At 44.1% G+C, this 25,678-nt stretch carries 32 protein-coding genes, 2 pseudogenes and 1 other annotated feature; of the genes and pseudogenes, 13 read left to right on the top strand and 21 right to left on the bottom strand.

Going from position 1 to position 25,678, the window contains the following annotated elements:
• Positions 1 to 76: 76 nt before the first annotated feature.
• Positions 77 to 328 carry a hypothetical protein gene (locus B4F99_RS11210; protein WP_396209671.1) on the bottom strand — a complete coding sequence of 84 codons (252 nt, stop codon included), beginning with the start codon at positions 326 to 328 and terminating at the stop codon, positions 77 to 79.
• A gap of 76 nt (positions 329 to 404) precedes the next feature.
• Here B4F99_RS11210 and B4F99_RS11205 point away from each other — a divergent pair, with 76 nt between their 5' ends.
• Both B4F99_RS11205 and B4F99_RS11200 read left to right on the top strand, forming a co-directional pair.
• Positions 405 to 1,679, top strand: a complete 1,275-nt coding sequence (locus B4F99_RS11205) for an alkaline ceramidase (protein ID WP_290757955.1) — start codon at positions 405 to 407, stop codon at positions 1,677 to 1,679.
• Between the two features lie 627 nt (positions 1,680 to 2,306).
• Positions 2,307 to 2,792, top strand: a complete 486-nt coding sequence (locus B4F99_RS11200; protein ID WP_290757952.1) for a DUF4825 domain-containing protein — start codon at positions 2,307 to 2,309, stop codon at positions 2,790 to 2,792.
• Between the two features lie 54 nt (positions 2,793 to 2,846).
• Here the strand turns inward: B4F99_RS11200 and B4F99_RS11195 are convergent, their stop codons facing one another.
• Positions 2,847 to 3,752: a TerC family protein gene (locus B4F99_RS11195; RefSeq protein ID WP_214853331.1), complete on the bottom strand. Its 906-nt coding sequence runs from the start codon at positions 3,750 to 3,752 to the stop codon at positions 2,847 to 2,849.
• A 255-nt stretch (positions 3,753 to 4,007) separates the two neighbouring features.
• Positions 4,008 to 5,210 carry an MFS transporter gene (locus B4F99_RS11190; RefSeq protein WP_035408260.1) on the bottom strand — a complete coding sequence of 401 codons (1,203 nt, stop codon included), beginning with the start codon at positions 5,208 to 5,210 and terminating at the stop codon, positions 4,008 to 4,010.
• Between the two features lie 310 nt (positions 5,211 to 5,520).
• On the opposite strand from B4F99_RS11190, the gene B4F99_RS11185 reads away from it, so the two are divergent.
• The 6 genes from B4F99_RS11185 to B4F99_RS11160 all read left to right on the top strand — a co-directional run bounded on the left by B4F99_RS11185 (position 5,521) and on the right by B4F99_RS11160 (position 9,207).
• Entirely contained in the window at positions 5,521 to 5,850 is a 330-nt protein-coding gene (locus tag B4F99_RS11185) for a winged helix-turn-helix transcriptional regulator (RefSeq protein WP_290757946.1), read from the top strand.
• Positions 5,851 to 6,235: 385 nt separating this feature from the next.
• Positions 6,236 to 6,454: a hypothetical protein gene (locus tag B4F99_RS11180; RefSeq protein WP_035408256.1), complete on the top strand. Its 219-nt coding sequence runs from the start codon at positions 6,236 to 6,238 to the stop codon at positions 6,452 to 6,454.
• A 55-nt stretch (positions 6,455 to 6,509) separates the two neighbouring features.
• Positions 6,510 to 7,238: an ATP-binding cassette domain-containing protein gene (locus B4F99_RS11175; protein ID WP_290757943.1), complete on the top strand. Its 729-nt coding sequence runs from the start codon at positions 6,510 to 6,512 to the stop codon at positions 7,236 to 7,238.
• Positions 7,183 to 8,559, top strand: coding sequence for a hypothetical protein (locus B4F99_RS11170; protein WP_290757940.1), 1,377 nt, complete (start codon positions 7,183 to 7,185; stop codon positions 8,557 to 8,559). The genes B4F99_RS11175 and B4F99_RS11170 overlap by 56 nt, the downstream gene beginning before the upstream one ends.
• Positions 8,556 to 8,831 carry a hypothetical protein gene (locus B4F99_RS11165; protein ID WP_035408250.1) on the top strand — a complete coding sequence of 92 codons (276 nt, stop codon included), beginning with the start codon at positions 8,556 to 8,558 and terminating at the stop codon, positions 8,829 to 8,831. Before B4F99_RS11170 ends, B4F99_RS11165 begins: the two co-directional genes overlap by 4 nt.
• Positions 8,821 to 9,207, top strand: coding sequence for a metalloprotease family protein (locus B4F99_RS11160; RefSeq protein WP_290757936.1), 387 nt, complete (start codon positions 8,821 to 8,823; stop codon positions 9,205 to 9,207). Before B4F99_RS11165 ends, B4F99_RS11160 begins: the two co-directional genes overlap by 11 nt.
• Before the next feature lie 100 nt (positions 9,208 to 9,307).
• Here B4F99_RS11160 and B4F99_RS11155 read toward each other — a convergent pair whose 3' ends face one another.
• Complete coding sequence (locus B4F99_RS11155; protein WP_290757933.1) at positions 9,308 to 9,997, bottom strand: hypothetical protein; 690 nt, start codon at positions 9,995 to 9,997, stop codon at positions 9,308 to 9,310.
• Positions 9,998 to 10,243: 246 nt separating this feature from the next.
• Positions 10,244 to 10,543, bottom strand: a complete 300-nt coding sequence (locus B4F99_RS11150; protein WP_290757930.1) for a hypothetical protein — start codon at positions 10,541 to 10,543, stop codon at positions 10,244 to 10,246.
• Between the two features lie 188 nt (positions 10,544 to 10,731).
• Here B4F99_RS11150 and B4F99_RS11145 point away from each other — a divergent pair, with 188 nt between their 5' ends.
• Positions 10,732 to 11,634 carry an NAD(P)-dependent alcohol dehydrogenase gene (locus B4F99_RS11145; protein ID WP_313533228.1) on the top strand — a complete coding sequence of 301 codons (903 nt, stop codon included), beginning with the start codon at positions 10,732 to 10,734 and terminating at the stop codon, positions 11,632 to 11,634.
• Positions 11,635 to 11,937: 303 nt separating this feature from the next.
• Here the strand turns inward: B4F99_RS11145 and B4F99_RS11140 are convergent, their stop codons facing one another.
• The 8 genes and pseudogenes from B4F99_RS11140 to B4F99_RS11105 form a co-directional block, all read right to left on the bottom strand.
• Entirely contained in the window at positions 11,938 to 12,282 is a 345-nt protein-coding gene (locus B4F99_RS11140; protein ID WP_290757926.1) for a hypothetical protein, read from the bottom strand.
• A 163-nt stretch (positions 12,283 to 12,445) separates the two neighbouring features.
• The gene (locus B4F99_RS11135) at positions 12,446 to 12,898 is read right to left on the bottom strand and encodes a GNAT family N-acetyltransferase (protein WP_290757923.1); all 453 of its coding nucleotides are present in this window, start codon (positions 12,896 to 12,898) and stop codon (positions 12,446 to 12,448) included.
• A 210-nt stretch (positions 12,899 to 13,108) separates the two neighbouring features.
• Positions 13,109 to 14,284 (bottom strand): hypothetical protein, encoded by a 1,176-nt coding sequence (locus tag B4F99_RS11130; protein ID WP_290757920.1) that lies wholly within the window; start codon positions 14,282 to 14,284, stop codon positions 13,109 to 13,111.
• A gap of 37 nt (positions 14,285 to 14,321) precedes the next feature.
• Positions 14,322 to 14,660 carry a hypothetical protein gene (locus B4F99_RS11125; RefSeq protein WP_290757916.1) on the bottom strand — a complete coding sequence of 113 codons (339 nt, stop codon included), beginning with the start codon at positions 14,658 to 14,660 and terminating at the stop codon, positions 14,322 to 14,324.
• A gap of 316 nt (positions 14,661 to 14,976) precedes the next feature.
• Positions 14,977 to 15,381, bottom strand: coding sequence for a hypothetical protein (locus B4F99_RS11120; protein ID WP_290757913.1), 405 nt, complete (start codon positions 15,379 to 15,381; stop codon positions 14,977 to 14,979).
• Between the two features lie 257 nt (positions 15,382 to 15,638).
• Positions 15,639 to 16,361, bottom strand: a pseudogene (locus tag B4F99_RS11115) (DMT family transporter); the annotation flags it as partial.
• Positions 16,356 to 16,850: pseudogene (locus B4F99_RS11110) on the bottom strand (GNAT family N-acetyltransferase); the annotation flags it as partial. The pseudogenes B4F99_RS11115 and B4F99_RS11110, both read right to left, overlap by 6 nt.
• Positions 16,851 to 16,865: 15 nt before the next feature.
• Positions 16,866 to 18,092 carry an MFS transporter gene (locus B4F99_RS11105; RefSeq protein ID WP_290757910.1) on the bottom strand — a complete coding sequence of 409 codons (1,227 nt, stop codon included), beginning with the start codon at positions 18,090 to 18,092 and terminating at the stop codon, positions 16,866 to 16,868.
• 65 nt (positions 18,093 to 18,157) lie between these two features.
• Positions 18,158 to 18,414, bottom strand: a binding site (T-box leader).
• A 425-nt stretch (positions 18,415 to 18,839) separates the two neighbouring features.
• Here B4F99_RS11105 and B4F99_RS11100 point away from each other — a divergent pair.
• Positions 18,840 to 19,097 carry a hypothetical protein gene (locus B4F99_RS11100; protein WP_290757907.1) on the top strand — a complete coding sequence of 86 codons (258 nt, stop codon included), beginning with the start codon at positions 18,840 to 18,842 and terminating at the stop codon, positions 19,095 to 19,097.
• 46 nt (positions 19,098 to 19,143) lie between these two features.
• Here the strand turns inward: B4F99_RS11100 and B4F99_RS11095 are convergent, their stop codons facing one another.
• The 5 genes from B4F99_RS11095 to B4F99_RS11075 all read right to left on the bottom strand — a co-directional run bounded on the left by B4F99_RS11095 (position 19,144) and on the right by B4F99_RS11075 (position 22,391).
• Positions 19,144 to 19,581 carry a hypothetical protein gene (locus B4F99_RS11095; protein ID WP_290757904.1) on the bottom strand — a complete coding sequence of 146 codons (438 nt, stop codon included), beginning with the start codon at positions 19,579 to 19,581 and terminating at the stop codon, positions 19,144 to 19,146.
• Between the two features lie 86 nt (positions 19,582 to 19,667).
• Complete coding sequence (locus B4F99_RS11090; RefSeq protein ID WP_290757901.1) at positions 19,668 to 19,997, bottom strand: hypothetical protein; 330 nt, start codon at positions 19,995 to 19,997, stop codon at positions 19,668 to 19,670.
• Between the two features lie 95 nt (positions 19,998 to 20,092).
• Positions 20,093 to 20,704 (bottom strand): YdeI/OmpD-associated family protein, encoded by a 612-nt coding sequence (locus B4F99_RS11085; protein ID WP_290757898.1) that lies wholly within the window; start codon positions 20,702 to 20,704, stop codon positions 20,093 to 20,095.
• A 62-nt stretch (positions 20,705 to 20,766) separates the two neighbouring features.
• Positions 20,767 to 21,852, bottom strand: a complete 1,086-nt coding sequence (locus B4F99_RS11080; RefSeq protein ID WP_290757895.1) for a GGDEF domain-containing protein — start codon at positions 21,850 to 21,852, stop codon at positions 20,767 to 20,769.
• 155 nt (positions 21,853 to 22,007) lie between these two features.
• The gene (locus tag B4F99_RS11075) at positions 22,008 to 22,391 is read right to left on the bottom strand and encodes a hypothetical protein (protein ID WP_290757892.1); all 384 of its coding nucleotides are present in this window, start codon (positions 22,389 to 22,391) and stop codon (positions 22,008 to 22,010) included.
• A gap of 219 nt (positions 22,392 to 22,610) precedes the next feature.
• Between B4F99_RS11075 and B4F99_RS11070 the strand changes: the two genes are divergently transcribed.
• Complete coding sequence (locus B4F99_RS11070) at positions 22,611 to 23,105, top strand: hypothetical protein (RefSeq protein WP_290757889.1); 495 nt, start codon at positions 22,611 to 22,613, stop codon at positions 23,103 to 23,105.
• Between the two features lie 110 nt (positions 23,106 to 23,215).
• On the opposite strand, the gene B4F99_RS11065 is transcribed toward B4F99_RS11070, so the two are convergent.
• From B4F99_RS11065 to B4F99_RS11055, 3 genes are all read right to left on the bottom strand, one after another.
• Positions 23,216 to 23,638 (bottom strand): MarR family winged helix-turn-helix transcriptional regulator, encoded by a 423-nt coding sequence (locus B4F99_RS11065; protein WP_290757885.1) that lies wholly within the window; start codon positions 23,636 to 23,638, stop codon positions 23,216 to 23,218.
• A 75-nt stretch (positions 23,639 to 23,713) separates the two neighbouring features.
• Positions 23,714 to 24,049: a MarR family transcriptional regulator gene (locus B4F99_RS11060; protein WP_214853427.1), complete on the bottom strand. Its 336-nt coding sequence runs from the start codon at positions 24,047 to 24,049 to the stop codon at positions 23,714 to 23,716.
• A 167-nt stretch (positions 24,050 to 24,216) separates the two neighbouring features.
• Positions 24,217 to 24,756, bottom strand: a complete 540-nt coding sequence (locus B4F99_RS11055) for a hypothetical protein (protein ID WP_214729939.1) — start codon at positions 24,754 to 24,756, stop codon at positions 24,217 to 24,219.
• A gap of 193 nt (positions 24,757 to 24,949) precedes the next feature.
• Between B4F99_RS11055 and arr the strand changes: the two genes are divergently transcribed.
• Together arr and B4F99_RS11045 are read left to right on the top strand one after the other, a co-directional pair.
• Positions 24,950 to 25,351 (top strand): NAD(+)--rifampin ADP-ribosyltransferase, encoded by a 402-nt coding sequence (gene arr, locus B4F99_RS11050; protein ID WP_290757878.1) that lies wholly within the window; start codon positions 24,950 to 24,952, stop codon positions 25,349 to 25,351.
• A 142-nt stretch (positions 25,352 to 25,493) separates the two neighbouring features.
• The gene (locus tag B4F99_RS11045; protein WP_155960154.1) at positions 25,494 to 25,670 is read left to right on the top strand and encodes a hypothetical protein; all 177 of its coding nucleotides are present in this window, start codon (positions 25,494 to 25,496) and stop codon (positions 25,668 to 25,670) included.
• The last annotated feature ends 8 nt before the right edge of the window (positions 25,671 to 25,678 follow it).

Raw genomic sequence — 25,678 nt, 5'->3', positions numbered from 1 at the left:
GCTCACGAAACAGTCAAAGTGGGGTTCACCTGTAGCGCGAGCGTTTCAGGAAATCGTCTTGGAACAATTCATGAAGTCAGAGTGAATCAATTATCTCGACCCAGACTTGATAATAGATCTCTTGATCGAGGTGGACCGTTGCCGAACGTACACGATAATCTGAGTTTTCCGCTAAATAAAAAGTAAGAATCGTCGCAACTTTAAAGTCAGGGGTGCAATAACCGGTGATTGACCGACCATGGATCTCGTTCGTGATCGAGTCCGCCCAGACTTCTGCTTCACGAAGCGTCTCGAACTGAAGCATCTCTTCCTTCCAACGAATCGCCATCTGCATCTCCTCCTCTACTGTAGTTAATGTTAGTATATGGAAGAAGTGGTATGTTATTCAAGGGGAAACGTCAGACATGAGTCGTTTTGGAATGCATCGGGAAGTAATCAATCCGCCGCTCGGTACTGCCTTCATCGGTTATCACCGAGAAGTCGGTATTGCAAGCATACACGATCCGCTATATGTCACAGCGAGTATCTTTGAAAGCGAGCAGACGACATCGGTCTTCGTCAGCATCGATAACATCGGCATGCTCGTCGCCGATACGGATGTCATCCGTGAAGGAATCGCGGGTCAGCTAGACGTGTCGAAGGAACAGATCACAGTCGTTTACACGCATACGCATTCGGGACCAGCGACAGCAGGAAATGAACCGTTGACCGTCGCCTATAAAACGATCTTGACGCAACAAGCGATTGTATCTGCCGTCAACGCAAGCGAAGCGATGCAGACGGTCGAGATGGGTTGGGGAGTGACGTCTGGAAAACTCGGTGTCAACCGACGAGAGAAAATAAATGGTCACGCGGTGATGGGGACGAATCCGCTTGGTGTGACGGATGACCGAATCGGGACACTGTTGGTTCGCCGTGTTGATGATGCGTGTCTTGTTGGAGCATTCGTTTTCTGTACAGCGCATCCGAACGTCTTGAAATCAGACAGTGTTGTCTTATCCGGTGATTATCCGGGTGTCGCTCGAACGCTACTCGAACAGGCACTCGGCTGTCCAGTCGTGATTGTCCAGGGGGCGGCGGGGAACATCAATGCGAAATATCGTGGTGACATAGAGAGTCTTCAAAAAATGGCGTTTACTTTAAGTGGTCATGTCTTGACGACGATTCCAGCCGTGTCGTTTCAACCGTTAACGCACCACCGGATTCAGTCATGCATTCATCCGATGCGCTTAACAGAAATACCGGCTATGAACGTATTACGAGACATGGCGGATTACGCTGAACAGACATGGGGCGTCAGTGCAGCACGATGGTTGGCATACATTCAGGAACGATCGGGAGCAACACTCACCATCCCGCTCGAAGTTCAATTGTTTGAACTAAACGAAGGGTCGTTCTCAGGCATTCCGATGGAGCCGTTCTGTGAGACAGCGCTACAGATAAAGCAAATCCGTCAAACGGAACTCGCTTTTTTCGGGGGCTATACGAACGGTTACATCGGTTATTTGCCAACTGCGGAAGAACATCCGTATGGGGGTTACGAAGTGGCAATCAATCCCGTCGTCTACGGTCCAGTGACAGGGCTTTGGATGCCACCTGTACCGGGAACGGCGAACGACATCGTGAATCGTATCCAACAACTCTATGAAACGAACAACAACCCGGCTTCTCTCCTTTGAGAGGTCGGGTTGTCGTGATTACGACTTGATTTTTTTGATGATCCAGAATAAAGCGAAAACAAATCCGCATGTTAGGAAGATAAATAAAAAGAGCAGAATGAGTAAGTTAGACATTTGTAGCATCGGAGACCTCCATGAATAGGTACAGCTAGATTTTCGAACTTTTCGAATAGTAATAGAGTAACATAGTAATTAACAAAATATAGGTAAATAGGTTGTTGATTTAGATATTTCTTAATTTATTTACTTATTATATAAAAATAAGTTATTTTATTACATTTAGAAAAAGAGGGGATAACATGATCATCAAAAGATTTATTCTTAGTTTTGTCATCACTTATTTATTCCTCAGTTTGCTTTTATCCTTTAGCATCGGATATACGATCGATTGGATTCCCGAAGCAACTTTGACTCAAAAGATAAAAGGGTACGTCATTGAAGGGTTCACTCGTTTTAAAATTATAAAGCTTTTGATTGCTACAGGTGGAGGTACTCGGTACAGCATACTCTACTTAAAACAAAGGGCATCGAGTTTATCAAAGCGTTGATTTCCTTTATTTTGAAACTTTTCTTTGCTTGATTCGTTTATTAGAATGAGAACGAGTCAACGTATTGGGGGAAATAAAAATGAAAAAGACAGTTGGTGCAATCATTTTAGCGAGCGGCATGTTGATACTCGGTGGTTGCGGAACAGCAGCAACGCAAACCGATTTATTTGAGCAACAAGGTACATATCTAGGAGATAATAGTAGCGTACGAGACATCGTCCAACAGCTACCACACGGTAATCAGTTGAAGAAGATGGAACTGTCGACAAAGGAAAAGCCGTATCAACTGACGTTGCGTTACGGTGGATATACAGAAGGACAGGTCGAGCAAAAAAGTAATCGTACGGCAATCTATAATGCGNNCGCGACGGCACTGTTCACACTGATTCCGAACGTCGATCAAGTCAACATAACGATCGAAGATGCTTCGTATCACTTCACGAAACAAGAGCTACGCGATTGGTATGGAAAGGACTTTACAACTTACAATAATGAAAAAGCCTTAAAGGCATTCACGAAGCCTTTTATTGAGGGTGAACGGAAAGTAAAAGAAATACTAAATTGAAACGAAAAGTGGAAGTAGATGAATTGTTCATCCCTTCCACTTTTTTAATATTGATTATTTTCCCGGCTTCGTCTTGTAGAAGCTGTAGAAGACACTGATCAAGATGACGAGGACGATCGTACCGAGCGACATCCAGATTGGCATTTTGTAGACGTCACTGAAAATCATCTTCGCTCCGATGAAGACGAGCATGAAGCTTAAACCGTGTTTCAAGTAGTAGAAACGATCAATCAAGTTCGCGAGGACGAAGTAGAGACTACGAAGTCCAAGGATTGCCATGATGTTCGCATAGAAGATGATGAACGGATCACGTGAGTACGCGAAGCTTGCAGCGACTGAGTCGACGGCGAAGACGATATCTGATACTTCGATGAAGAGCAGTGTGATTAAGAGTGGCGTGAATAACAGCTTCCCATCAATCCGTTTCGCGAACTTACCAGACGAGATGTCTTGTGTGATCGGTAAACGTTTCTCTAACCAACGAATCGTTTTGTTGTCTTCAAGCGACGTCTCTTGACCGATGTTCTTGTACATCATCCAACCTGTATAGACGAGGAACGCTCCGAAGATGTAGTACACCCAAGCGAAGTTCTCAAGTAGCGAAACACCAGCGACGATGAAGATGACGCGGAAGAAGATTGCACCGAGAATACCCCAGAACAAGACTTTGTGCTGGTATTTCAATGGAATTGCGAAGTACGCGAAGACGAGTGAGAAGACGAAGACGTTATCAATCGCGAGAGCCTTCTCTATGAAGTACACACTCGTATATTCGACAGCAGCGGCGCTACCTTGATCAATATAGAGCCAGCCTCCGAAGGCGACAGCGATCGCGATCCAGACGAACGTCCACGTCCAAGCCTCCCGAAGCGAAACTTCATGTGCCTTGCGATGAAAGACTCCAAGGTCAAGGGCGAGCATGATGAAAACGATGGCTAGAAAAGCAATGAGTAGTGTCAACAGCGCTTCCTCCTTTGAAGTAAATTGTTATCATGAATTTATTATAAGTTCATAAGAACTCAAAAGTAAAGAGGTAAGTGTGTTCTTTTTTGAAATTGTGAACAAAATCAAAAAAAGCACTGCTCATGCGAACAGTGCCTTTGGCGGATTACGTGAGTGGTAGAGAATACGGTACGACATACAGAGCGAGCGTATCGATGATTGTAGCCGAGCTCATCGTACACTCATGCGATCGTTAAACATGAAAATCTTCTTTTACTGCTGTTCGAGACGACGTGAGAAACCAGTCAAGATGACGGCAAGAATGACCATGATAGCGCCGACCCATGGCGTGTGGACAAGTCCGATCGTATCGGTGACGAGACCACCGATCGTTGCCCCAAGTGCGATTCCGATATTGAAGGCTGCAATATTTAAGGCAGAGGCGACATCGACTGCTGCTGGGACGTATTTTTCAGCCAACTGGACGATATAGAGTTGGAGTCCAGGGACGTTCATGAAGGCAAGAAGTCCCATTAAGATGATCCCGATGATGCCAGCGACCTTGAACGGAATCATGAATGAGAGGGCAATCATGACAATGGCATGGATGATGAACATATAGAACAATGCTTTAATCGGGTTACCATTCGCGAGTTTTCCGCCGACCGTGTTCCCGATTGCAACCGCGATTCCGTAGACGAGCAGAATGATACTGATTAAGCTCGGACTGATTTTCGTGACGTCCTGCATGATTGGCGTTAAATAGGTAAACGCGACGAACGTCCCACCGTAACCGAGGGCAGTGATCAAGAAGCCGAGCATCAAGCGTCCGTTCGTCAACAATTTGAACATGTCGGAGAACTTCGCAGGTGGTGATTGTTTCAAGTCTTTTGGAATCAAGAAGAAGCTTGCGATGATCGCAATGATTCCGAGTGCAGCAACCGCGAAGAACGTCGCGCGCCAGCCGAACGATTGACCAATGAATGTACCAAGCGGGACACCCGTGACGGTCGCGACCGTCAGACCGGTAAACATCAAGGCGATGGCACTTGCTTTTTTATGCTCCGGTACGAGCTGGACGGCAATCGTCGCACCAATCGAGAAGAAGACACCGTGCGAGAACGCCGTGATGAAACGGGCGACGATCAACAATTCAAATGTCGGTGAGATCGCGGAGATCAGGTTACCGGCGATGAAGACGACCATCAATGCCATCAGTAACGTTTTCCGGTTCATCCGGTTCGTCAGTGCCGTCAAAATAGGTGCTCCGACAGCAACGCCAATTGCGTAACCAGAGATGATGAGACCAGCGAGTGTGATACCGATATTTAAGTCACCAGCAATCGCTGCGAGCAGTCCGACAGGAACGAATTCCGTCGTACCGATCCCAAAGGCGCTGATTGCTAAGGCAAGTAGGGCAAGTCCGCCGTTTCTTGGAGCCTGTTCCTCCTGTACCTGTTGATTTAATTGATTCATGGGGATTCCTCCTAAAATGATTTCAGTAGGGATCGTGTCCGGTGGGCCCGACCAAACATGATCCGATTGACATGACCCCAGCATAATGGGGGTTGTTCCTTTCGGGAAGTACGTACTTTAAAGTACGATAGGCACTAAAAAGTACCCTACTCGTTCTTTTAGATGCAAGGTTTAAAAGGAGATTGTACTTTCCGTTGACAATTGCTATCATATAGCCAGCCAATCCGCTTGGGAAGTACGCACTTTCAAGTACGATAGGCACTAAAAAGTGCCTATGTTCTCAACGGAATCTCGAAAGGATGGATCATATATGGCATACAATATCCCGGTCGAAGCAACACTAGAAGTCATCGGTGGAAAGTGGAAGGTCGTCATCATGTGTCATTTGATCAAAGGTGAGCGTCGGACGAGTGAGCTCCGTAAGCTGATGCCGACGATCACGCAAAAGATGCTGACGCAACAATTACGGGAGTTAGAAGAAGATGGTGTCATCATCCGGACGGTCTTTGAACAAGTCCCACCGAAAGTCGTCTACTCGTTATCCGAGTACGGCTGGTCGCTGAAGCCGATTCTTGACGCGATGTGCGCATGGGGTGAAGGACATATCAATTTGACAGGCGGAGAAGTTGTTTCGTCTTAATCGCCAGAAAAAAGGTTCGACATTATGGTCGATCCTTTTTTTGCGCTCAAATTTTCTAGAAATAAATAAGTTGTACAGTAAGTGATCATTAGAAAAATTTTTTATTATATTTACTCCATCAACTGTGAAAAATCCTTAATTTTTTTGGGCGGTTTTTATCAGATATCAATAAAACAAGTCAATAAAGTACTAGTATTGAGAAATCCCTTGATAAGAAAGTCATGAATACAACATGGTTGATTTGAGTCTATAGGGCGGGTTCCTGATTTTGGAATATTTGTTACGATCAAGTGGAAGAAAGTTTTAATTTTCTCTTTCAAGAACTAATGCCATGTTTCATCAGAGTGAATGACTTTCTATCTTGACAGAGAAAGGAGGAGTTCGGATGTCTGCTATGTTCGTGTCGTATCAATTATCTTTGGAAGAAAAGTTCTTCAACATGATCGAAAACAAATGGTTCTGGATGGTTTTCGCTCTTGTCATTTTAGTAGGAGTATTTGCATATGCGTTCTATTGCACAAGCCGAGGTTACAGCTTTAATGGAAACGTGAAATTAAACTGGCCAAAGTTCTGGCAAATGGGAATTGGCTGTAAAGCCTCGTAACGTACTTAACTGGCGGGGGCTCGTAGAGCTCCCGCTTCTTTCAGGAGGTAGAAACATGATTGAAATCGATGGTTTGACAAAATCATTTAAAAAGAATCGCGTTATCGATGCGTTATCAGCATCATTTTCTTCAACGGGTGTCTCTGTCATAGTTGGAACAAATGGCAGTGGAAAGACGACACTATTGAATATGTTGACGAATTTGCTAGAAGCTGACGGTGGCGGCATTCGAATTGATGGTATTCCACCTGGTAGTCAGGCATACAAATCTAAATTTTTCTATCTTCCTTCTGACTTTTATTTACCAGGCTACATGACTGGTAAGGAATATGTACAGTTCGTTTTAAGTCGATATGAGACAAGTGAAGAGGATAAAGCTCCTCTTTTAATGGACTTACTCGATTTGGCGGACGGTCAAAATAAAACCATTGAGTCGTATTCCTTTGGTATGAAGAAAAAAATTCAAATTGTCGCAGCCATTGCTGCCAATACTGACTATATAATTGCTGATGAAATTTTCGGCGGACTTGATTTTGATACGTCTTTGCTCGTTCAGGAACTGTTTGCAGCAGTCAGCACGACGAAAAAAGTGATTATCGTCTCTCATGAACGAAATACGATTGATCGTTTTCCAGAAGATATACGACTTATGAGACAAGGTTCACTTGTCAATTTTGAAGGAACTCCAGAGGAATTGACGGATGTTATTAAACAAGAGGAGGTCTTACGTGAAAAGCTCGACATCGTCAGCAAACATTTTATGTCTACTGAAATTCTTCTATAATGATACGTTTCATGGACTTTTCAATCGTCCTTTTTTTAAAAGTCGGATGAATCGGTACGGGTTAGGTATTCTTCTAATTGGCATCTATCTTGGATACTTTTATCTGAATATGGTTCAGCTCTCCACCCTATCGAATAATGCAGTGGAAGCAGATGAAACAACACGCTTGCTGGCAGGGAAGATGACACTCAGTAGTTATTTTAATGTCGTCTTTATTTTAGGTACCTTTATGTTCATTTTAATTAATGGAACCGTCTCATTGAATCGGAACTCTTTATTTTTTGCGAAGACACTTCCATTCTCAGAAAGAGAAGTCAATATCAGCCAACGGTTATTTAAACTCTCTGTTGCCCTAGTCTTTTTCGAATTACTGATGATCATCGTTGCACCAGCACTGAAACTAATTCCTATGCGCTTAGGAACGGCACTGCTTGTTTTACTAACACTCCATACTGTATTCATCAGCAGCTTTTGGTTATTGGATTGTCTCCATGCAGCAGTATTGCATCGTGTAACAGGTATCAAGCGTACTATTTTCAGTTTCATTCTTGATCTAGTATTAGCGGGTCTCGTGACACTTCATTTATTAAAAACACGATTTCAGGTTGATGTATGGGTTAGTACGTTACCGTATTCGATTTTAACGATCACGCTAGTTATGTTGATGACGAGTCTTGTCGTTGGCACGATTGCCTATACTCTTCATGCAGTTTTCTTTGCTCGAAACCATTTGTATGTCCGGCAGAATTACTTCAAGTTAGGATTGCCTGCTTTCAATATTGGTTTAGCGACTACTATGCCTGCCATCATCCGAAGTAAAAACTTTCTGTACTTCTGGGCATTACTTGGTGTGATGTCAATCGGAGCATGGTACCAAGTCGGGTGGGGGGGGACTTTTCAACTCTGGTTGTTCTTATTGCCGATACTTGGAGTAGTGACGATTACATATGCAGACGCAACATTAGCAGTTAGAAAGTTGTACGGACTGTACCGGATCCATCCCTTGATGGAACTGATGTCACTCCTTGCTGTCGCCATCATCTTGATGGCACCTGCACTATATGTCGGTATCATTGAGACAAACAGTTTGAATCCATATATGTATGGAATCAATATCTTTTTCGCGGCTACAATTGCAGGATTTTTATTTCCGAAATCTCAAAGTAATATCAATGAGACGATTGCATCCGTGTTGACAATCATTTTAATTGTCTTACTGTCTGTCCTCGTCAGTATCGATGGGGCATTGTATCCGACATTAGCGATCTTACTTGGTGTTTTATATCTCATCTTAAAGAAAGAATACGAGGTGGCAAAATGAAAATCACGAAATTAATTGGTGTTGGTACTGTTTTGTGGGCAATTATTTTTTTGGTCGATTATATTTATGAATTGTTTCAAATCAATGAAACGAGTGTCGTGACGACGATGACAGGATTAAAAATTACAACGGTAATGACCAAAGAAGAATTGAATACACACTTCGCGTTGACACTTCAAGCGCTTGTTCTCTATTTAGTATTTATCGTTTTATTCACATTGTTTGGTGTCTTCTTACAGAAGCGGCGAACGTTAGCGCGTCATGACAGCTGAGACAGTTCTGCATCTTATCAGCTATATTCTTCTGATTTTTATTGTCGTAGCGATACACGAAATGATCCATTTATTGTTCGCATGGGTGTTTCGACGACGACCGACAGTGAAACTCGATCGATTTTTGACGCCAATCGTCCGCTATGAGAATAATCAGAATGACTGGCAAAATTTAATCATTGCTGCTTCTGCACCTGCGATTTTATTTTCGTTCGGTATTTGGATAGAAGGTGATGGCGGTGGATGGGTCTTAGTTAAAATTTTATGTTTATCAAATGTATTTAATTTTTTCCCGGTGACGACAGACGGCCAGATGATCCTGTTATCCTGCTTAAGAATGATTAGAAAAGAAAATCGCAGAAATGACGCTCTGTAATATTCGTGCATTTCCATGTAAATAACCCCTCATTCCGTAAGCAGAATGAGGGGTTATTTACATGGGAAAATTCAAGTGAAGATAAATTTGGTATCCCGCGTTATTTTTGAGCGATATATCTCTTTTGATCGAAATCATATTTAAATGTAACGATCATTAATGCATCACCCGTTGGATTTCGATACGAGTAGAGAAGCGTCCCCTGTTTTTCTCGGTACACGACTGTGCCTTCAGCATAGATTTCTCCAATCGTCGAGTAATCTTCTGTATGATGAAGCGTCAAGACACCAAGTCCTTTACCTGAAAGAATTCGATCGACGTCAGCTATTGTCATGCCAGGCTTGATCTTCTTTCCTGGTAAGAGTCGTTTCTTTGACGGTGTTTTAGGGATGTATTCCTTCTCTGCAAGGTATAAGGTGTGACCGTTTTGTTTCGTCTTGAAAATCAGATGCATTCGTTGCTTAAACCAATGATCGTCTGTTACTTCATAGGGATAAAAGGCAAAAGCGTACAAAGCATAGTCATCTTCAATTTCTCGTAATGCAGCTTTTTGTTTGAGTGTTGTGACACCATGCTCTTTCTTTATGTAGTTCCTATACGATTTTCCGTAGAGCGATTTTGCAACGTTTGTCGCGGTCATGCCGAGTTTTAGCTTCTTGTAAGACGCATACTCCTTTGTCGCTGCGTCGACAGAATGAGGTGCGAAAACAGCACCAATCATCGAAAGTGTGAACATAAGCGCGAAGAGTACTTTCAACTGAACACGGTGTGACTTTTTCGGACGTATCATCATAATTGTGTCTCCTTTGATGAGATGACTAAAAACCGTGCGTTTCTTTTCGTTTGAGATACCAGAGTAGTCCTGTGGTAATACAAAAACCAATCGTACCTAGTATTCCGATATACAAGAAACCAATGAGATCATTTCCGATATTATTTTCAAAAAAATAGGATGAACCAAAAATCGCACTGGCAATCATGAAAATATTGCGTAGTTGGCGAAGTATTTGACACATTGTGGACAATCCCTTCTGATTCAGTTGTCTGCTCGACGGATTTCAGTCGCGACAATTGAGTCCTTTTTAAACGTCACTTGAATCGTGTCACCCGTCTGAATGTCAGCCGTGTTATCTGTTTTGCCATACACGATCGTATCCGTTGTGATGCGAATCTTTGTCAAAGCATACTGTTCGTCCGGTTTTTGTTCACTCGGAGCGACGAATAACGTGTCTCCTGTAATTTCTTCGACGACACGTGCATCGTTCTCGTGTGTACAGGAACCAAGCGGCATACAAAGGAATAGAATAAAAGCGAAAAGCCAATGACGCGTCGGCATGAACCAGGCACCTACTTTCGTCAGTTAATAGGGTTAGATGAAATCGTATTATTATATAAATTTTACCAGTTTTGATACTGATTGACGCGAATTTAAAAAACTTTCTTACTCCAAAACAACAGGAATTCGGATTGAAATCGGCGTATGATTAAGGGAATACCATCATCTCGATCAGAGGAGGAATTATGATGAAGGCAGCCATTTGTACCCGCTACGGATCCCCGGACGTCTTGCACATCACAGAGGTACCTCGTCCGGTTCCAAAATCAAACGATCTACTGATTAAAGTACATGCATCTGCCGTCCATTCCGGAGATCGTCGCATGCGTTCGCTCGATGTCCCGCTGTTAGGGAAACTTCCGATGCGTCTGGCTGTCGGCTTCAAGCGACCGCGACAACCGATCCTTGGCGCAGTTCTTGCCGGTGAAGTCGTCGAAGTCGGTCGAGACGTCAAGCAGTTTCAAGTCGGAGACCGTGTCCATGCCTTGACCGGATTTGGCTTCGGTGGATACGCCGAATATGCGTGCGTATCTGAGAAGCGTTGCATTGCAAAAATGCCGCAGCACGCATCGTACACGGAAGCGGTCTGTCTCCCGTTCGGTGGCACGACGTCGCTTCATTTCTTCCGGAAACTCCAAATCGATCAGATGAAGACGATCTTGATTTACGGTGCGTCGGGCGCTGTCGGGACGGCTGCCGTTCAGATCGCCAAAGCAAAAGGGCTGCAGGTGACGGCTGTCTGTAGTGGACGAAACACGGAGCGGGTCAAAGCGCTCGGTGCCGATCACGTCATCGATTATACAAGGGACGGTTATGATGGATTGTTGCTGAAGTACGATGCCGTCTTCGATGCATCCGGAAAGATCAATAAGACGCAAGCGAAACGGCACGTCAAACAAAACGGTGCTTTTACATCTGTCGCGGGGCAGGGTGTGGCGAAAGAACGGAAAGAAGATATACACTATTTGAATAAACTGTTTGAAGCGGGACGATTTAGAGCCGTCACGACCATATCTGTTCACTTGATGAAATCGTCGAAGCGCACCGTTATGTCGACACCGGGCGAAAATTCGGTAACGTCGTCGTTTTAATTGCAGAAGAATTAAGTTGATTTAGTGGGTTGGACGTAACTGTTTTTGAGCATTCAGTGCTCGAAAGTAAGTTTGGAAATTACTAAGAAAACGTAAAAAAACTGACAACGTCTACCATACATGATGTCATGTAAAGAAGCCTTCTCGATTGTATCGGGAAGGCTTCTGCTTTAATTTCGGATTGGTCAAAAAAACGGTATTCATTGATTACAGACTTTTAAAGCGTCGCGATTTTTGACACCAGATGCAGAATGGAGTGAAACAACGAATGTTGAATCATTTTTCTTTATGACGGATGACACATTACACCAAGCTGAGTAATAGTTGAGGCTGTTGGGAGAGGAAGTCGTCGTTTTCGACGTAGCGATGATAAGACAATGACGAATCGTTCATATGAAAGAGCGTCAACTGTCGACTCTCGAAGTCGACTTCTTCTATGTAGACAAGTTCTGTAATGCCACCGGAATGATGGGGAGGAAGCAGTTTTAAGGATAATCTCTCCCGTAAAGCGATGAATAACATGACTTCCATTTTATAAGCCGTAGAAACGGAAGAACCAATAATGGATGAATCGATGGAGAGGCAAATAAGCGGATTCATAGTGGATAACGACAACGGATGAGTCATTTCTTTTTGAAGGTGCTGCATGATGGACCTCCTTATAATAAGAACGTATGTTCATATTATGGGGGATGAATCCATTTTTTGCAATCCTATTTAACGTCAAGAGCCTCAGGATGTTTTTTCTACAATCGTTCGAGCTCTAATGCGAGATAGCGGAATATACTTTTCGAAAAGAATGCTGAAATCCTTATATGTCTTGGGATAACCGAATCATATCCGTGCAACGGATTCCGTTTTCGATGATCTCCTCTTCATAGTGTCTCAAGAAGAAGTTCAGATCGACTCCAACGATTCTGAATCCACATTTTTGGTAAAGTGCTAGCTGTCCAATGCTTGAATTGCCCGTTCCGATTTCAATGGTCGTATACCCCAGTACTTTCGCTGTACGAATCGCATGTCGTAAAAGACCTTTTCCGATACCTTGTTTTTGATGCGACTCACCTACTGAGATATTTACGATTTCAATCGTTTGAGGTCTTGTCGGGAGAAGTACATATACACCAATCCATTGGTCATTCCTTTCAGCGACGAAACAATAACTTCTTTTTACATAGCTTTCGACTAACTTTTGAGACGGGTCTGCTGCTAGCAACAGCTCTATTGGTGGATTTCCATGGACGGATAATTGTCGGATGTTCATATTCTTTCTCCTCATAGATGTATTGGTATGCGTTTGACCTAGAAGTCAGTTTCACTCTATTTTCTCAATAGTTGATATAGCAGCGTTATGTAAGAACTTGTGAGCCTCCGTTCTTCTTAAGAGTACAAAAGAACATTTAAGAAAAAAAGTCGTCTTCCGTACAGAGTACCGGAAAACGACTTTCTTTCGTTAGATTAAGATCATGATCGTTTAATTAGACGGGAGGAGCTTTACGACATGCAAGGTAGATTTTTTCCGGTTCGTGATGGAGTAAGTGAGTTTCCCATCTTGCAGTAGAGGAAGAGATACCAACTCTTCAAAGTTAGTCAGAGGAGCGACGGTCTTCGCTTTTAAGTCCGCATACATCAACTGATGGATGCCTTCGCGGAAGACGACTTGTGTATTTGAGAGGAACTGAATGCCGTCGATCGTCGTCTGGGCGCTAGAAGCAGAATAGTTCAGCGTCTGTTCGTTCAATCCGATGGGTTGGAATATGGAGTCGCCTTCTGTTCCAAGAGCGAGATAGGTGCCACTACGACTGAAATCAATTAATCCGGATATCTCTTTTTTATAGGAACCATCCATAGTCTCAAGCACACGGATATTCTGTCCGTTTTTATAGTGAGACGTGTATAAGGTCACGCCGTCATCGCTATCGCGGTGCTCGTACGTGAATAGTCCGTCTCGTGTTTTTCCTGTTGTTAAGATGAAAGATTGGAGTGGCGTGATCTTCCCGGTTTTTAAGGAATACGTCTTGATCGTGGAGACCGTTTTTTGTGCAGTCGCCTCTTGCGTGATCCAGGACGCACGAGTTGACGTGACATCGATTCTCGGAGGGGATGTATCGAAGCGACTTTCGCCTGTATCAAGTGTTTTCACTTGATTCGTCGTGATATTTAGTTGACGAATCGACCATTTCATTCCGGTTTTTGTCGGCTGTTCCGTTTCGACCCATAGTAAAAACGCACCTGTACCCGTCATCATCGGGATTGCATGCTTCGTCGCATGAACGATTTTGTTATGCTGTCGTTTCGTATCGTATGTATAGATGACACTCTTGTTTTCTTGTAGGTCAAAGTAGAAGATCTGGTTTTGGTAGAAATACTGTGGATCGATCGAGACACGGTGTTTGCTCAGTAATGAAGAAAGGTCGTACGTTTTCGTTTGACCTAACGTGACGCGCTCCGTTTGCTTTTCTAATTCGATTGCTTGTTGGTTATTGGAGTCGGTCGTTGCTTTCTTCAAGGAAGTGTTTACTTGTTCAGGTGACGCGATATTTTTTTGTGCTACACGCGGTGTCGCTTGTTCTTCCATCATGGTACAACCCGCTGTCGTCCAAACGATGGTCGAGAGGAAAAAGACGGATGCGAATCGATGTAATTTCATATCGGATAGCTCCTTCGAAGATTTTCGGAAATGTAGTTCATTGCTGTACCTCATGTGAAGAAGGACTCGACCGACGGGTGTAAAGAAATACGAGATACCACCACTTTAATGTGTAAGCAAATAAGAAGATACACATCCATGCCCACGGTCGCAGTGTCGTCAATCCTTCGTAAAAATGTCTGAATTCTGTAATGTCAAGACGGTACAAAGAGGTCCAAATGAATAGTGCATACGGGAAAAGCATCGCTACCACCGCTCGGATCGACGCTTTTCTCAAGGCTGGATGCTTGATCGCGACGAAGATTGCACTGATAAGCGTGATGAAAAAGAATGCGTAGGAAAGTACCCACACCCACATGTCATTGATTGGCCCCATATGTATTTTCCTCCTCAGTTAATCATGGATGCGTCTAGACGATCTTCTAAAAATGACATCAATCAGTAAGCCGATCAAGAACCAACTGATCAAGGTCAGGATGTAGATCAGAAAAAGTGGGACATGGAAGGAATCTAGCCATGTTCCAAGAAAGGATCGTGATTCAAGAAGTCAGAAAACAGGGCTCGTCAGAAACAACAAGATATTTTGTCGTCGTAGCCAAAGACATTGAACAGACAACAAGTGAGAGCAAGGGTAGCCAGAGTCGAAAACCTTTACGCATTATTATTCATCTCCTGTTTGAGTGAGGTTGGTTTTATCGGACCTGAATCAAAAAGGCAGATAGACCGTCACCATGTTCGTTCCATCCGGCAACGACCTCATAGGTATATGTGCCTTGAGCAGACGGTGCGATAAGAATGTTGTTTTTTAATGACACCTGTTCACTTTTCGTTTTCGAATCCCAGCGTACGACGTGAAGCGTATCGGGTTTACGATCGAACGAGAGGTGAATTTTGTCAGAGGGTGAGATGATGACGGGTTTACTTTTTTCAGTCATGTGTAAAGCATCCGCATAGATCATGTCCGCACATTGAGCACTGAACAAACTGGACCAGCAATAAGAACCTTGGACAGTTGGGATCGCTTTACCGTTTACTTCGACGTTTGGATCATAGGGTTCAATTCGAAACGGTTCAAAATAGATGAAAAAAGCAATCATAGCGATTAAACAACTAATCAAGATGTATTTCAGAATAGGAGCACCTCCTTAGAATCAGTATCGTAGAGTGGATCAGTCGGTTGTATCTAGCATATTTTTCCACAAGAAACAATTGAATTCCTTCTACTGGTGGATGGAGTTTCGGGATAGTCTGATATTATTGACTCATCCTTTAAATTAAAAGAAGGACAGTGGTTCATGAGCGAATTCGCTGAACCTCTGTCCTTTTGATGGTCGACTATACAAACTGATTTGATTTAACCAATCTTGTCCGCCGTATCCGGTATGGCGTTTCTTCGTTGACGCGATACACCGATTCCTAAAGCAATAGCAGCTCCAAGACAACTCGATAAGCAGCCGAAGAGTAAATACAGAGAGGGTGTGGATTCGCCGATCATGACGGATGCGATTCCGCCGATGACGGGGAAGAGCGCGACCATATAGCCGCTCTTCGCACCACCAACTCGTTCGACGAGTTTCAGGCAAAACAGCCATGCGAGAAAAGATGCGATCACGGTTAAATAGAGTAAAGCAGAAAGATAGGTGAAGGTTGTCGGGAGCGTGAGCGGTGTTCCTTGGTACCAGACGATGGCGCTCATCAATAGACTCGCGACAGTGAATCCGATTGCATTGGCCTGAACGGGATTAATCCGTTGCTTGGCATTACGCGCCGAACTGGCATCACCCACTGACGTTAGTAGCGTGCCGACCAAGGCGATCGAGACACCTTTCAAATCGGTCAGTCCATGGATGCTATTTAGACTCGGAACAATCAGGACACCAACGCCGATGATACCAAAACATCCGCCGACCCAGACACGCGCATGGAGTGTCTCTTTTAAGAACAAGCGCAGGGCGATCGGTGTCAGAATGACTTTAAGTGAGAAAATCAACGTCACGATCGCAGCAGAGCTTAATATCGTCGCGTAATAGAGACATAAGTAACTAAGTGCAAAGTTGCAGACACCAAACACGATGATGATCTTGTCAAACAAAACGCCATCGTACAATAATGCATCAGGAATCATTTCAATGATTTGAAAACCGGCTTTCTTATAAGCTGCAATTGCTCGTTCATTGTGCGAAAACACTTCGAGTTCAAGTTGACCCAGCTGAAGTTCTTCGAAACAAAATCGAAAGATACACGCGATTGCCTCTGTCCCGTATCCTTGACCGGTCCAGGGGAGGGCACGCAGTGAAATCCGAAAGCCAGCGATTCCTGAATCCAAATCGATATCAAGAATCGAACACTCGCCAATCATCTCATCCGACGTCAGGCAAATTGCAAAATCATGACGCGTCGCATCAGCTTGAATCGAAAGAATGTGCTGTTCAATCTGTTCAATCGAAAACGTTGCTGTCGTACTAGTCAAATAACGTAATGTCTCATCCTGGGTTTGTTCGAATAAGACGTGTGCATCGGTCACGTCAAGCGGACGGAGGAAAATTCGTTTTGCGGTCAGGTTCATGAATACCTTCCTTTCTCATGACGAAAGCTTGATCGTTTCGTCTGTTTCCGTCGTAAAATGATGACGCTTCGTTCGATCCTGGACGATCCAAACGATCCATCCACCGATGAACAGGAAGCTGACTGCAGCGACGGTATACGTCAAGCGGATCGAGGTCTCGGCATATAGACCGATCAAGGCAGTCAGTAGAATGACACCAGTCGATTGTACGACGTGGATGCTACTGAGGAACCGTCCCATCAATTCGACGGGGATATGTGTTTGAGCAAACGTCATGAAGCCCGTGTTTGCGAATGCAAGGGCAAAACTTAGCAAGAAAAAGCCGATTGCTGCCGTCAGGAATGACGTCGCCGAGGCAAAGATCAAGTAACCGACGGGCGTCATCAGTGCCCCGAACTGGATCAAGAACCGGAGCGACAAGCGATGCGTGAAGATCTCATTGACCGCGGAACCACAGATGATGCCGATTCCGGCGATACTGACGAGGAAACCATACGTACTCTCATCCATCTGCAAAACGATCGTCGCAAACGAGGCTTCAAGCGAATCGAGACCGCTCATCAGGACGATCATCAGCGCATAGAAGGCATAGACGAACGTGATATAGCGCCGCGTTCGTGCAAACTGAAAGGTTTCTTTCCAGTCCTTAAGAATCACTCGGAGTGAGAAGGGGACTGCTGTAGTCGCCGCCAAGCGGACGTCAGGCAAGACGGACAATAAAGTAGCAGAACTCAACAGTGCTCCCGCGTTCAATACGATTGCTGTTTCTGGGGAACCGACCAAAAATAAGAACCCGGCAATTGAAGGTCCGAGAATGAAACCGGCCGACTGAATGAAATTCTTTAATGCATTGAACCGTTGGCGACTCGTCTCCGGCACGAGCTTCGTCATGTAGATCAATGAGGATGTCTCAAACAGTGTGTTGCCGATGTTCAGGATGAAGACGAGCGCATAGAGAACATACAATGAATCGATCAATGTCAGTGAAAAGACGAGCGCGGCGCGCCCGACGTCAAGCATGACGAGCAAGCGACGTTGATTGATTCGATCGACGACACTGCCGGACCAAAGACTCGTCAACAGCGCGGAGATCGGTAACAGGATATAGAGAACGGAGACGGCGAACGCCGATCCCGTTCGTTCGAGGACGATTAAATTCAAGGCGATGAAGTAGACCCAAGCGCCAATGTTCGAGACACCGACACCAAGTAACAGCAATCCAGGGTATTTCCAATTCGACATATGACACACTCCTTTTTTTATTGTGTTTTAAGCCAATAAAAAAATCCCACCTCCAAGACGTTGGTCTTGGGGACGAGACTGTGCGTGTCGTGGTGCCACCCCTGTTCGCGAGACCGTCACCGGTACCGCCTTCATCGGTACGACCGCTTTTAAACGGCAAATACCTGAGCTCGATAACGGGAGCACCCGTCACGATATCCCCGATTCGGTTCCATCGTGCTGCTCAGAGGCTTGGTTCGGTCAATGACTTTTGCTCCTTCCCACCAATCGGAGCTCTCTAGGAAAAGTCGAAATGACGTACTGTTCTCTTCAATGCGTTTGATTCATATGATTTGTCTCATCCTAGCATATGCCAAATGATACCGTAAAGAATTTTTATCATTTTTTTACAATCGTTGAAAAAAGTACATAGGTATCAAAATTTGAAAAATGATAAAAGTGGTAAAATATGTAACATGCTATATGTTACATTGTCTTAGTTATGTGTTCACTTTCAAGAAAGGTATATGAAAGGTGGGAAAAAAGTGAAACGTTTGATTTTTTTTCATATCTCCACTCCTGGTTCTTAGCGGAGCTGTCTTTTTTACGACGTTCCATCCGATCGAGCAAACAATCTATTTCTTAATCTTATTTTTACTGACCTGTCTGTCAGCGATGACAGTAGTGGAGCGTCTTGTCAAACATCATGATGTGATCCGGCGACTGAACACGATCCATCCACTTATCGGGATTGTATTGGGTACCCTCATGCTTGCCGTATTCATTGGTAGTATCTTGTGGCTAGCACCTTCACTAACGCACACAAGTCCCATCGGTCTTCTCGTCTCGTTCCTCTTCATGTATGGCGGAATCTTAGTCCTCGGCTTCATCGTCAGTTGTTTCTTCGAAGGCATCACGCGACAAACGAAGGATCAATTGATTCGTCCGGTCTTTTTGTTCATCGGAACCGGTCATCTCATCTTGACTGTCCTCGGAATCTTGCAACTGTACCGTCAAACTGGATGATAGCAAACCCCTCTGACGCAATAAGACGACAGAGGGGTTATTGTGATTACTGAACGTTTAATAAGAATCCAAATTGTCCGTCTCCTTGTTTCCAGCGGGAGTTTAGTTCATAAGCATAGATACCAGGCTTTGTTGGAGCATTGAACTGGTCATTGTTCAAAGTGACGCGAGACTCTTGTTTTTGATCGTCCCATTGTATCAGTTTCACGCTTTTAAGATCACCTGATAATTCGACACGGATGGGGGCTCCGGCAGAGACGGTAACTGGCGTTTTTTCCTTTGCTAGATCAAGACCGTCACGGTACGTCTTATCGACACATTGACTGCGAAGTAAGCTATCCCAACAATAAGAGCCTTGGACGGTCGGGACATCCTTTCCGTTTGCCTCGACGTCAGGGTTTGGCGGCGCACCACGGAACGGTTCGAAGACGATGATGCAGACGACTAGAATAAGAAGAACGGCTAACACTAAGATACGTTTCATGAGACACCTCCATTTGTTTTTATTTATTTTATCAAAATAAAACAAAGCAAGCGGAGGTGTCTTTCAAAAGAAAGGCTATTCCTTTCTTAAATTTCTAGAATCCGTTGCTGACGGATGGGTGCTTGATCCAGCGGTAATGTTGCGACGTACAACTGAATGTTTGTTAGTGGAACCTCCGGGAGAAAATCAAGGACATCATCATGGTGAAGCCCACGTATGATCGCAGCGGCCGTCGTACCGCGCGCATGCCAGTGGAATCGTCCGCTCTGGAACCGTTGCGTCATTACAAGAAGCGATGAGGCAGGAAATTCAAATCCATATTCGGACTGTTCCACGGTTAAAGCCATCACATCTGCCAGAATACGCTCGAATCTTGTCGCAAACAGATGAATGTACACGACTTGAGTTAACGTCAAAAGAAGATATTCCGAATTTACTCATCTCGCTTGCAAAACAAGATGTCAAAGTGTACGAGGCGTAAATCGCACGCCAATCGTTAGAAGAGATTTTCTTAGCGGTCTGACCAATCAGCAACGGATTGTGTCTCCGGAAGCTCTTCGAGTAAGAGACGACCTCCGTCATTCCATTGACCGTACATCTGATTCAGTTTCGTTTTTTCAATCAACGTTTGCAGACGTTTTTCATAGAGAGCGGGATCCTTACGTACACTTTGAATCGTATCAATCCGGATGCGTCGATAGAGCTCCGGGAAGTCATTAAACTGTTCATGAACGACCGGGTCTTCTTGTAGACGCGTCTTTATTACGTCATCAATAACGAACGCATCAGGTCGCATATCCGGGAGAACCTGTCGTCCGGACGGTTGCATCAAACCGAGCCGTTCTAAGCGACGGACCCGTTCCTTATTTAGTTCGGTCCAGTTACTGTTCTTTCGACGCGGGGTGAACCGTTGCGCCAGTTCACCGTCCGCTGTCTTCTTCACAATTCCATCAATCCAGCCGAAACAAAGTGCCTCCTCGACGGCATCAAGATAGAGTAAACCTTCTCTTGTCTGTTTTCGACTGAGGATTATCCAACAAAACGACTTATGTTCCGCGTGTTCTGATAACCACTGTCTAAAGTCCTCGCGATTAGTGAACCGTAAGACGTCCGTGATCTCCATGCTCGTTCCTCCTGTTCATATCGAAATCCCCCTTCGCGTTACACAAGGGGGATTTCACTTTTTTATCGTAACGGGTCATGATGAAAGACACAATTCCGACCACTCTTTTTCGCTTGATAGAGGGCAGCGTCTGCCTGCTGGATTGTCTGTAGAAAATTGTAGATCTCAGACGGTTGATGGGTTTGGCGAGACGCACCAATCGATAACGTTACTTGTAGCGGTTCCGTCGCTGATAACTCATACGTTCGCGTGGCACTGGCTTCACAAATTTGTTCCGCGATTCGACGCGTCTCAGGCAATGAATATTCCGGTAACAGCATCATGAATTCTTCACCGCCGAATCGCCCGAGCACACAAGAAGGGGGACAATAGGACGTAAGCAAGGCACTGATTTGTCGTAAGATATGATCCCCTCGATCATGACCGTATGTATCATTGACCTGTTTGAAATGATCGACATCGATGATCATGATTGAAAAGTTCATCTGTTGTGATTTATATCGTTGGACCGTCTCTTCTAAATGGCGCCTATTATCAAGTCCCGTCAACATATCCGTCAAGGCGAGACGCCGATGCATCCGGACTTGATGGAAGTGCCAGCGGACTTGATGCAGAATACTGTGTAGCAGGAGACCGGCACAGCCGTTTCCGACGAGAAATACCGTCATCGCCGTCACGTCATTCGGACGAACATGTTGAACGAATGGTAAACAAAGAATGAGTGCGATTGAAAAAATGATCGGAAACGAGATAAAGCGATCCGGTGCTTCATTTTGTAAGTATAAGACAACGATGCTGACGATTAGATACGTACCGACAAGCCAAAATGCATGATTGGAATGAAAAACAAACGTTTGAAGGGAAGCGAAGACGAGCGTCGTAATGAAGCCGCTACTGATGCCTCCATAGATGAAGGCGATGACGATTAAAGTAATCGACAAATCGAAACGAAATCCCTCATAGGTGATGGCATTGTGAATGACCCAGTAGCCGGCACCGGTTGCAAGAATGAGCACTAACAGATTTTTTTTCAGCCAACTGTCGAGCGTATTTCGGAATTGAAACCGCTTAAAAAAGAATAGAGAGATGAGCACGAAGAAAAAGCTTAAAGCGACGTTGAGGATGAGATGATTCAATGTATTCCACATGTTCGTGTTCCTCTCGAATGGTTTCTGAAAGATAATTACAATAAAATGATTTACTTAGTAAATATTTATTCTATACATCCAAAGATACCCTAAAGGTGTATTAAAGTATCGTAATTACCTTATCTTTAAAAAAAGATAACAGGTTCTCCTCTAAATCAATAATACTCTGAGATTTTCTCGCGTGAAGACTCGATTAGATAATCAAGTGAGACGAAATTATGAATGAATGCAAACGAGCCAATTTCCTTGATGGATACCCCTAATCTCTCTGCATCTTGATTGCGGACATCTTCATTCGAGTGCAGAATTTCAAAACCTGCTGCTTGCATTCTCTCCCCGTCGAATTCGAGGGTGACGATATCTCCATCTTGCCACTCACTCTTCAATTGATGAAAGTGCATTTGGTACGCTTCGCTTGGAGGATCGACTTCAAATGCGATCAAGCCTTTTGGTGCGTCGACTTGGAATGCCGGCGATAATCCTCCGCGTGTCACGATGGATTTCATATGATGCCGATGTGTCATATGACGTAATATCATGGTCAGACCACTCCTTTTCATCTATTATTACGCGATGGCGTCAGAATATCGAGAAAAATTTTAAAAAGAAATTGATTCAAAAAATGAAATTGAAAGATAATTGAAATCGGATAACACATTTCCTTGATTCCTGAAAAAGGAAATCTTGAATATCTCTTTTTTGTATAATGAGTGTAATCATATTGATCACGAACATTTTTTAAAGGAGGGAACGATTGGATGAGAATCGTGAAGATAGATCGATTGATAGTAGCATTGAGCATCTTTAGTGGAATTCTCGTCTCCTTGGGTCGCTCGACGCAAGTATATCCACAACAAATCAGCGGTAATGGGAATCTAGGGTTTCTTCCGCTTCTGTTACTTTTTCCGATTGGGATCGTTCTGATGTTGAAATGGATAAGAGAAGCGCAGTTACGTTTTTTATCCTTGATTGGTCTATCCACCAGCACGACAATCTATCTTGTGTGTGGCATCCTTTATCAAATCGAACAGTTCAGCCAGTATCAAGTGTTGGTCAAACAACAAGTCATTGCAGATCGTGGAACGATTGATGGGGACTATTTAACGAGTATTACATCGATGCCTTCGCCCTATATGAACAGTCAATACTTTAACGGAAATACCTTCTTGATTTACTGGGCAAGCATCTTATTAATGGCGAGCTTGATCGCATGGTGGACTCGAGAGGAGTGGCAAATGTCTGAGTCAGATTAAAAAATCGCGCGACATGATGTTACCAATGAACAACAAAAAGAGTCCTTCTCTCTCCTGTACCGTGCAGAAGAGAGANNAAGGACTTGCAAAGTTTTAGCGACTAGAAGCATTTAAAAATGATCGCTCTGCATCTTATGCAGCAATTGATCAAACGTTTCGTGGTCCTTTGATGTAAAGGCGCGGAAATAACGATCATCGATTTCCTCGATTTCAGGAGCGGACGTTTGGATCAACTTCGTTCCCTGTTCTGTCAACAAAACCCGCTTTTCTCGATTGATCCGTTTCCGGATGACGAGATGTTCAGCAAGTAATTTCTTGACCGTTTGTGAAATGGCGCCACTTGAGAGTTCAAGCGTTCGTTCAAGTGATTTTTGCGTCGCACTTTCTTGGTGATACAAGGTCATCAATAAATCGAATTGGGACTTTGAGAGCCCTTTTGGTTTCAACACATCGTTGACTTCTTTCGTATAACGGCCATGGAGTCGCTGAATGGCGTTCCAGTGCTGCATCGAGGATTCGAATGTGAAGGTCATATTTTTTCCTCCTCTTTCGTCACGCAGGGTTGAGCTTATCGAAGAAACGGATCAATTCTTCTTGTTGTCGAGCCGTCAAAGCGGCGAATTGTTCTTGATGAAACGTTCGTAGGCGGGCACCACTTCTTGTAGGATGGCTGTTCCTTTTTCCGTCAGCAGAAGATAGTTCGTCTTCCATTTCCGTTGACGCGTGATCAGTTGCCGGTCGAACAGTCGTTTGATTCCGTGTGAAATCGTGCCCTCGGTCACTTGGATCCGTTCGGCGATTTCCTTCTGACTCGTGCATGAGGTCGTGTGTAAGCAACGTAATACTTCCAGATTCGTATGGGAAAGATCCCAGTGTTTTAAGAAATCGTTGGCACGCTTGATTTGTTGATTATGATAGGCCGCAATTTTATGCCGGCATGCCATTGGATATGTCTCTGTAGTTGTTGTCCTGGAGAACTTCTTAAATATAGAATGTACTGCTGTTGAACTAGTTTCACCATACCATATTAAAAATATCTCGTGCTACTAGTTTGAGCGAAAAACCATCACTTTCCATTATTTCGATATACCTATAAAAAATCCTGATCGAATCAAATCCGATCAGGAAGTATACCGCTTGATAACGTGAGATACGAATCCTTCAATTGGAATCCATATTTCGTAAAGCACATCTCAGAGACGCGTCCTTGTAAGGTGATCGTCGCATAGTCGCCACGAATGACAAAAGACTTAAATTTTTTCACAATGTCTTGAATCAAAGCCTCGAGCAACAAACCACGTTCGCCAAGACCTTCTTCTCTGACATTGATTTCAATTAAAGAAAACGTACCATATTCTGTATTTTCCGTCTGTTTCGTACCTTCATAAAGAACGGTCAAATAGGATCGTTTCGAGACAAGCGATCGACTATTCGGTGGTTCAAGAATCGTAACGTAATAACTTAGTGAAGGGAGACGTAAGTTTCGAGTGACCTCAACAATCTGGCGTTGATTATTATATGCAAGCCCAACGATTTGTTCTTGTGGATGATTCGGCACTGTCAATCCTTCTTGCTTACAAACGGTTTGCCACTCGGCTTCTGGAATCCAGACAGCCTCTTCGGTTTTCGCTAAAGCTTTAAAGAACTTCACGTTAAACGGATGACCTCCTATATAAAATGACTAATCCCATCATGCCTGACGGATAGATGAAAAACGATTTACAATCTGACGACAAATTTGTCTTCTTTTGCTATAAGTATACCTTGAAATTTCATTTTGAAACAGACTACATCTCGATGAATCTACTGTCTATACTGAATGTATCAAGGCAGGAGGCGAGTATATGAAAACAGTCGAAGGTCCATTTTTCCATGGCACGAAAGCGACACTTCAAATCGGTGACGAATTAAAGCCGGGACATGCATCGAATTTTCGAGACCATCCGCTTCAACATATCTATTTCACAGCAACGCTCGATGCAGCGAAGTGGGGCGCGGAGCTCTCACAATCTGACGCTCCAGAGCACATCTACCTCGTCGAGCCGCTCGGAGCGTATGAAGATGATCCGAATTTGACGAACAAACGATTTCCAGGAAATCCGACCAGGTCGTATCGTTCGACTGAACCTGTGAAGATCATCGCTGAACTCGGAACGTGGGAACGGCATGCGGACGAAGAGATTGAGACGATGAAAGCATCGCTTCAGCGGTTACGAGCAGAAGGGAAGGACACGATTATCGATTAACAAATCAATCTTACTCATTCCGTTTTTTGAAACTCGCTATTTCAATATCAACAGCTGATGATGAACTCTTTATTTAATCAACTAATATCATCATACAAGAGAAGGACATAATGGTACAATATGTAAAAAGGGGGTTATTCGATTGTCTCGCTACAAACAAGAAAAGAAACAAACACTCGATCATCTACGCGATGGTGTTGATCAAGGTCTTGGTAGCGCCGTACCTCGTGGACAAAACGACGGAATGCGCGGACTTGAGATGCTTGCAGTCGTCGTAATCCTTGGTGGAGGATATTTGCTATACCAATGGTTTTTCTAAAGTAAGAA

The sequence above is a fragment of the Exiguobacterium sp. UBA3491 genome (assembly GCF_002377745.1).
In the GTDB taxonomy this organism is placed as follows: Bacteria; Bacillota; Bacilli; order Exiguobacteriales; family Exiguobacteriaceae; genus Exiguobacterium_A.
This window is presented reverse-complemented; position numbering and strand designations above follow the sequence as displayed.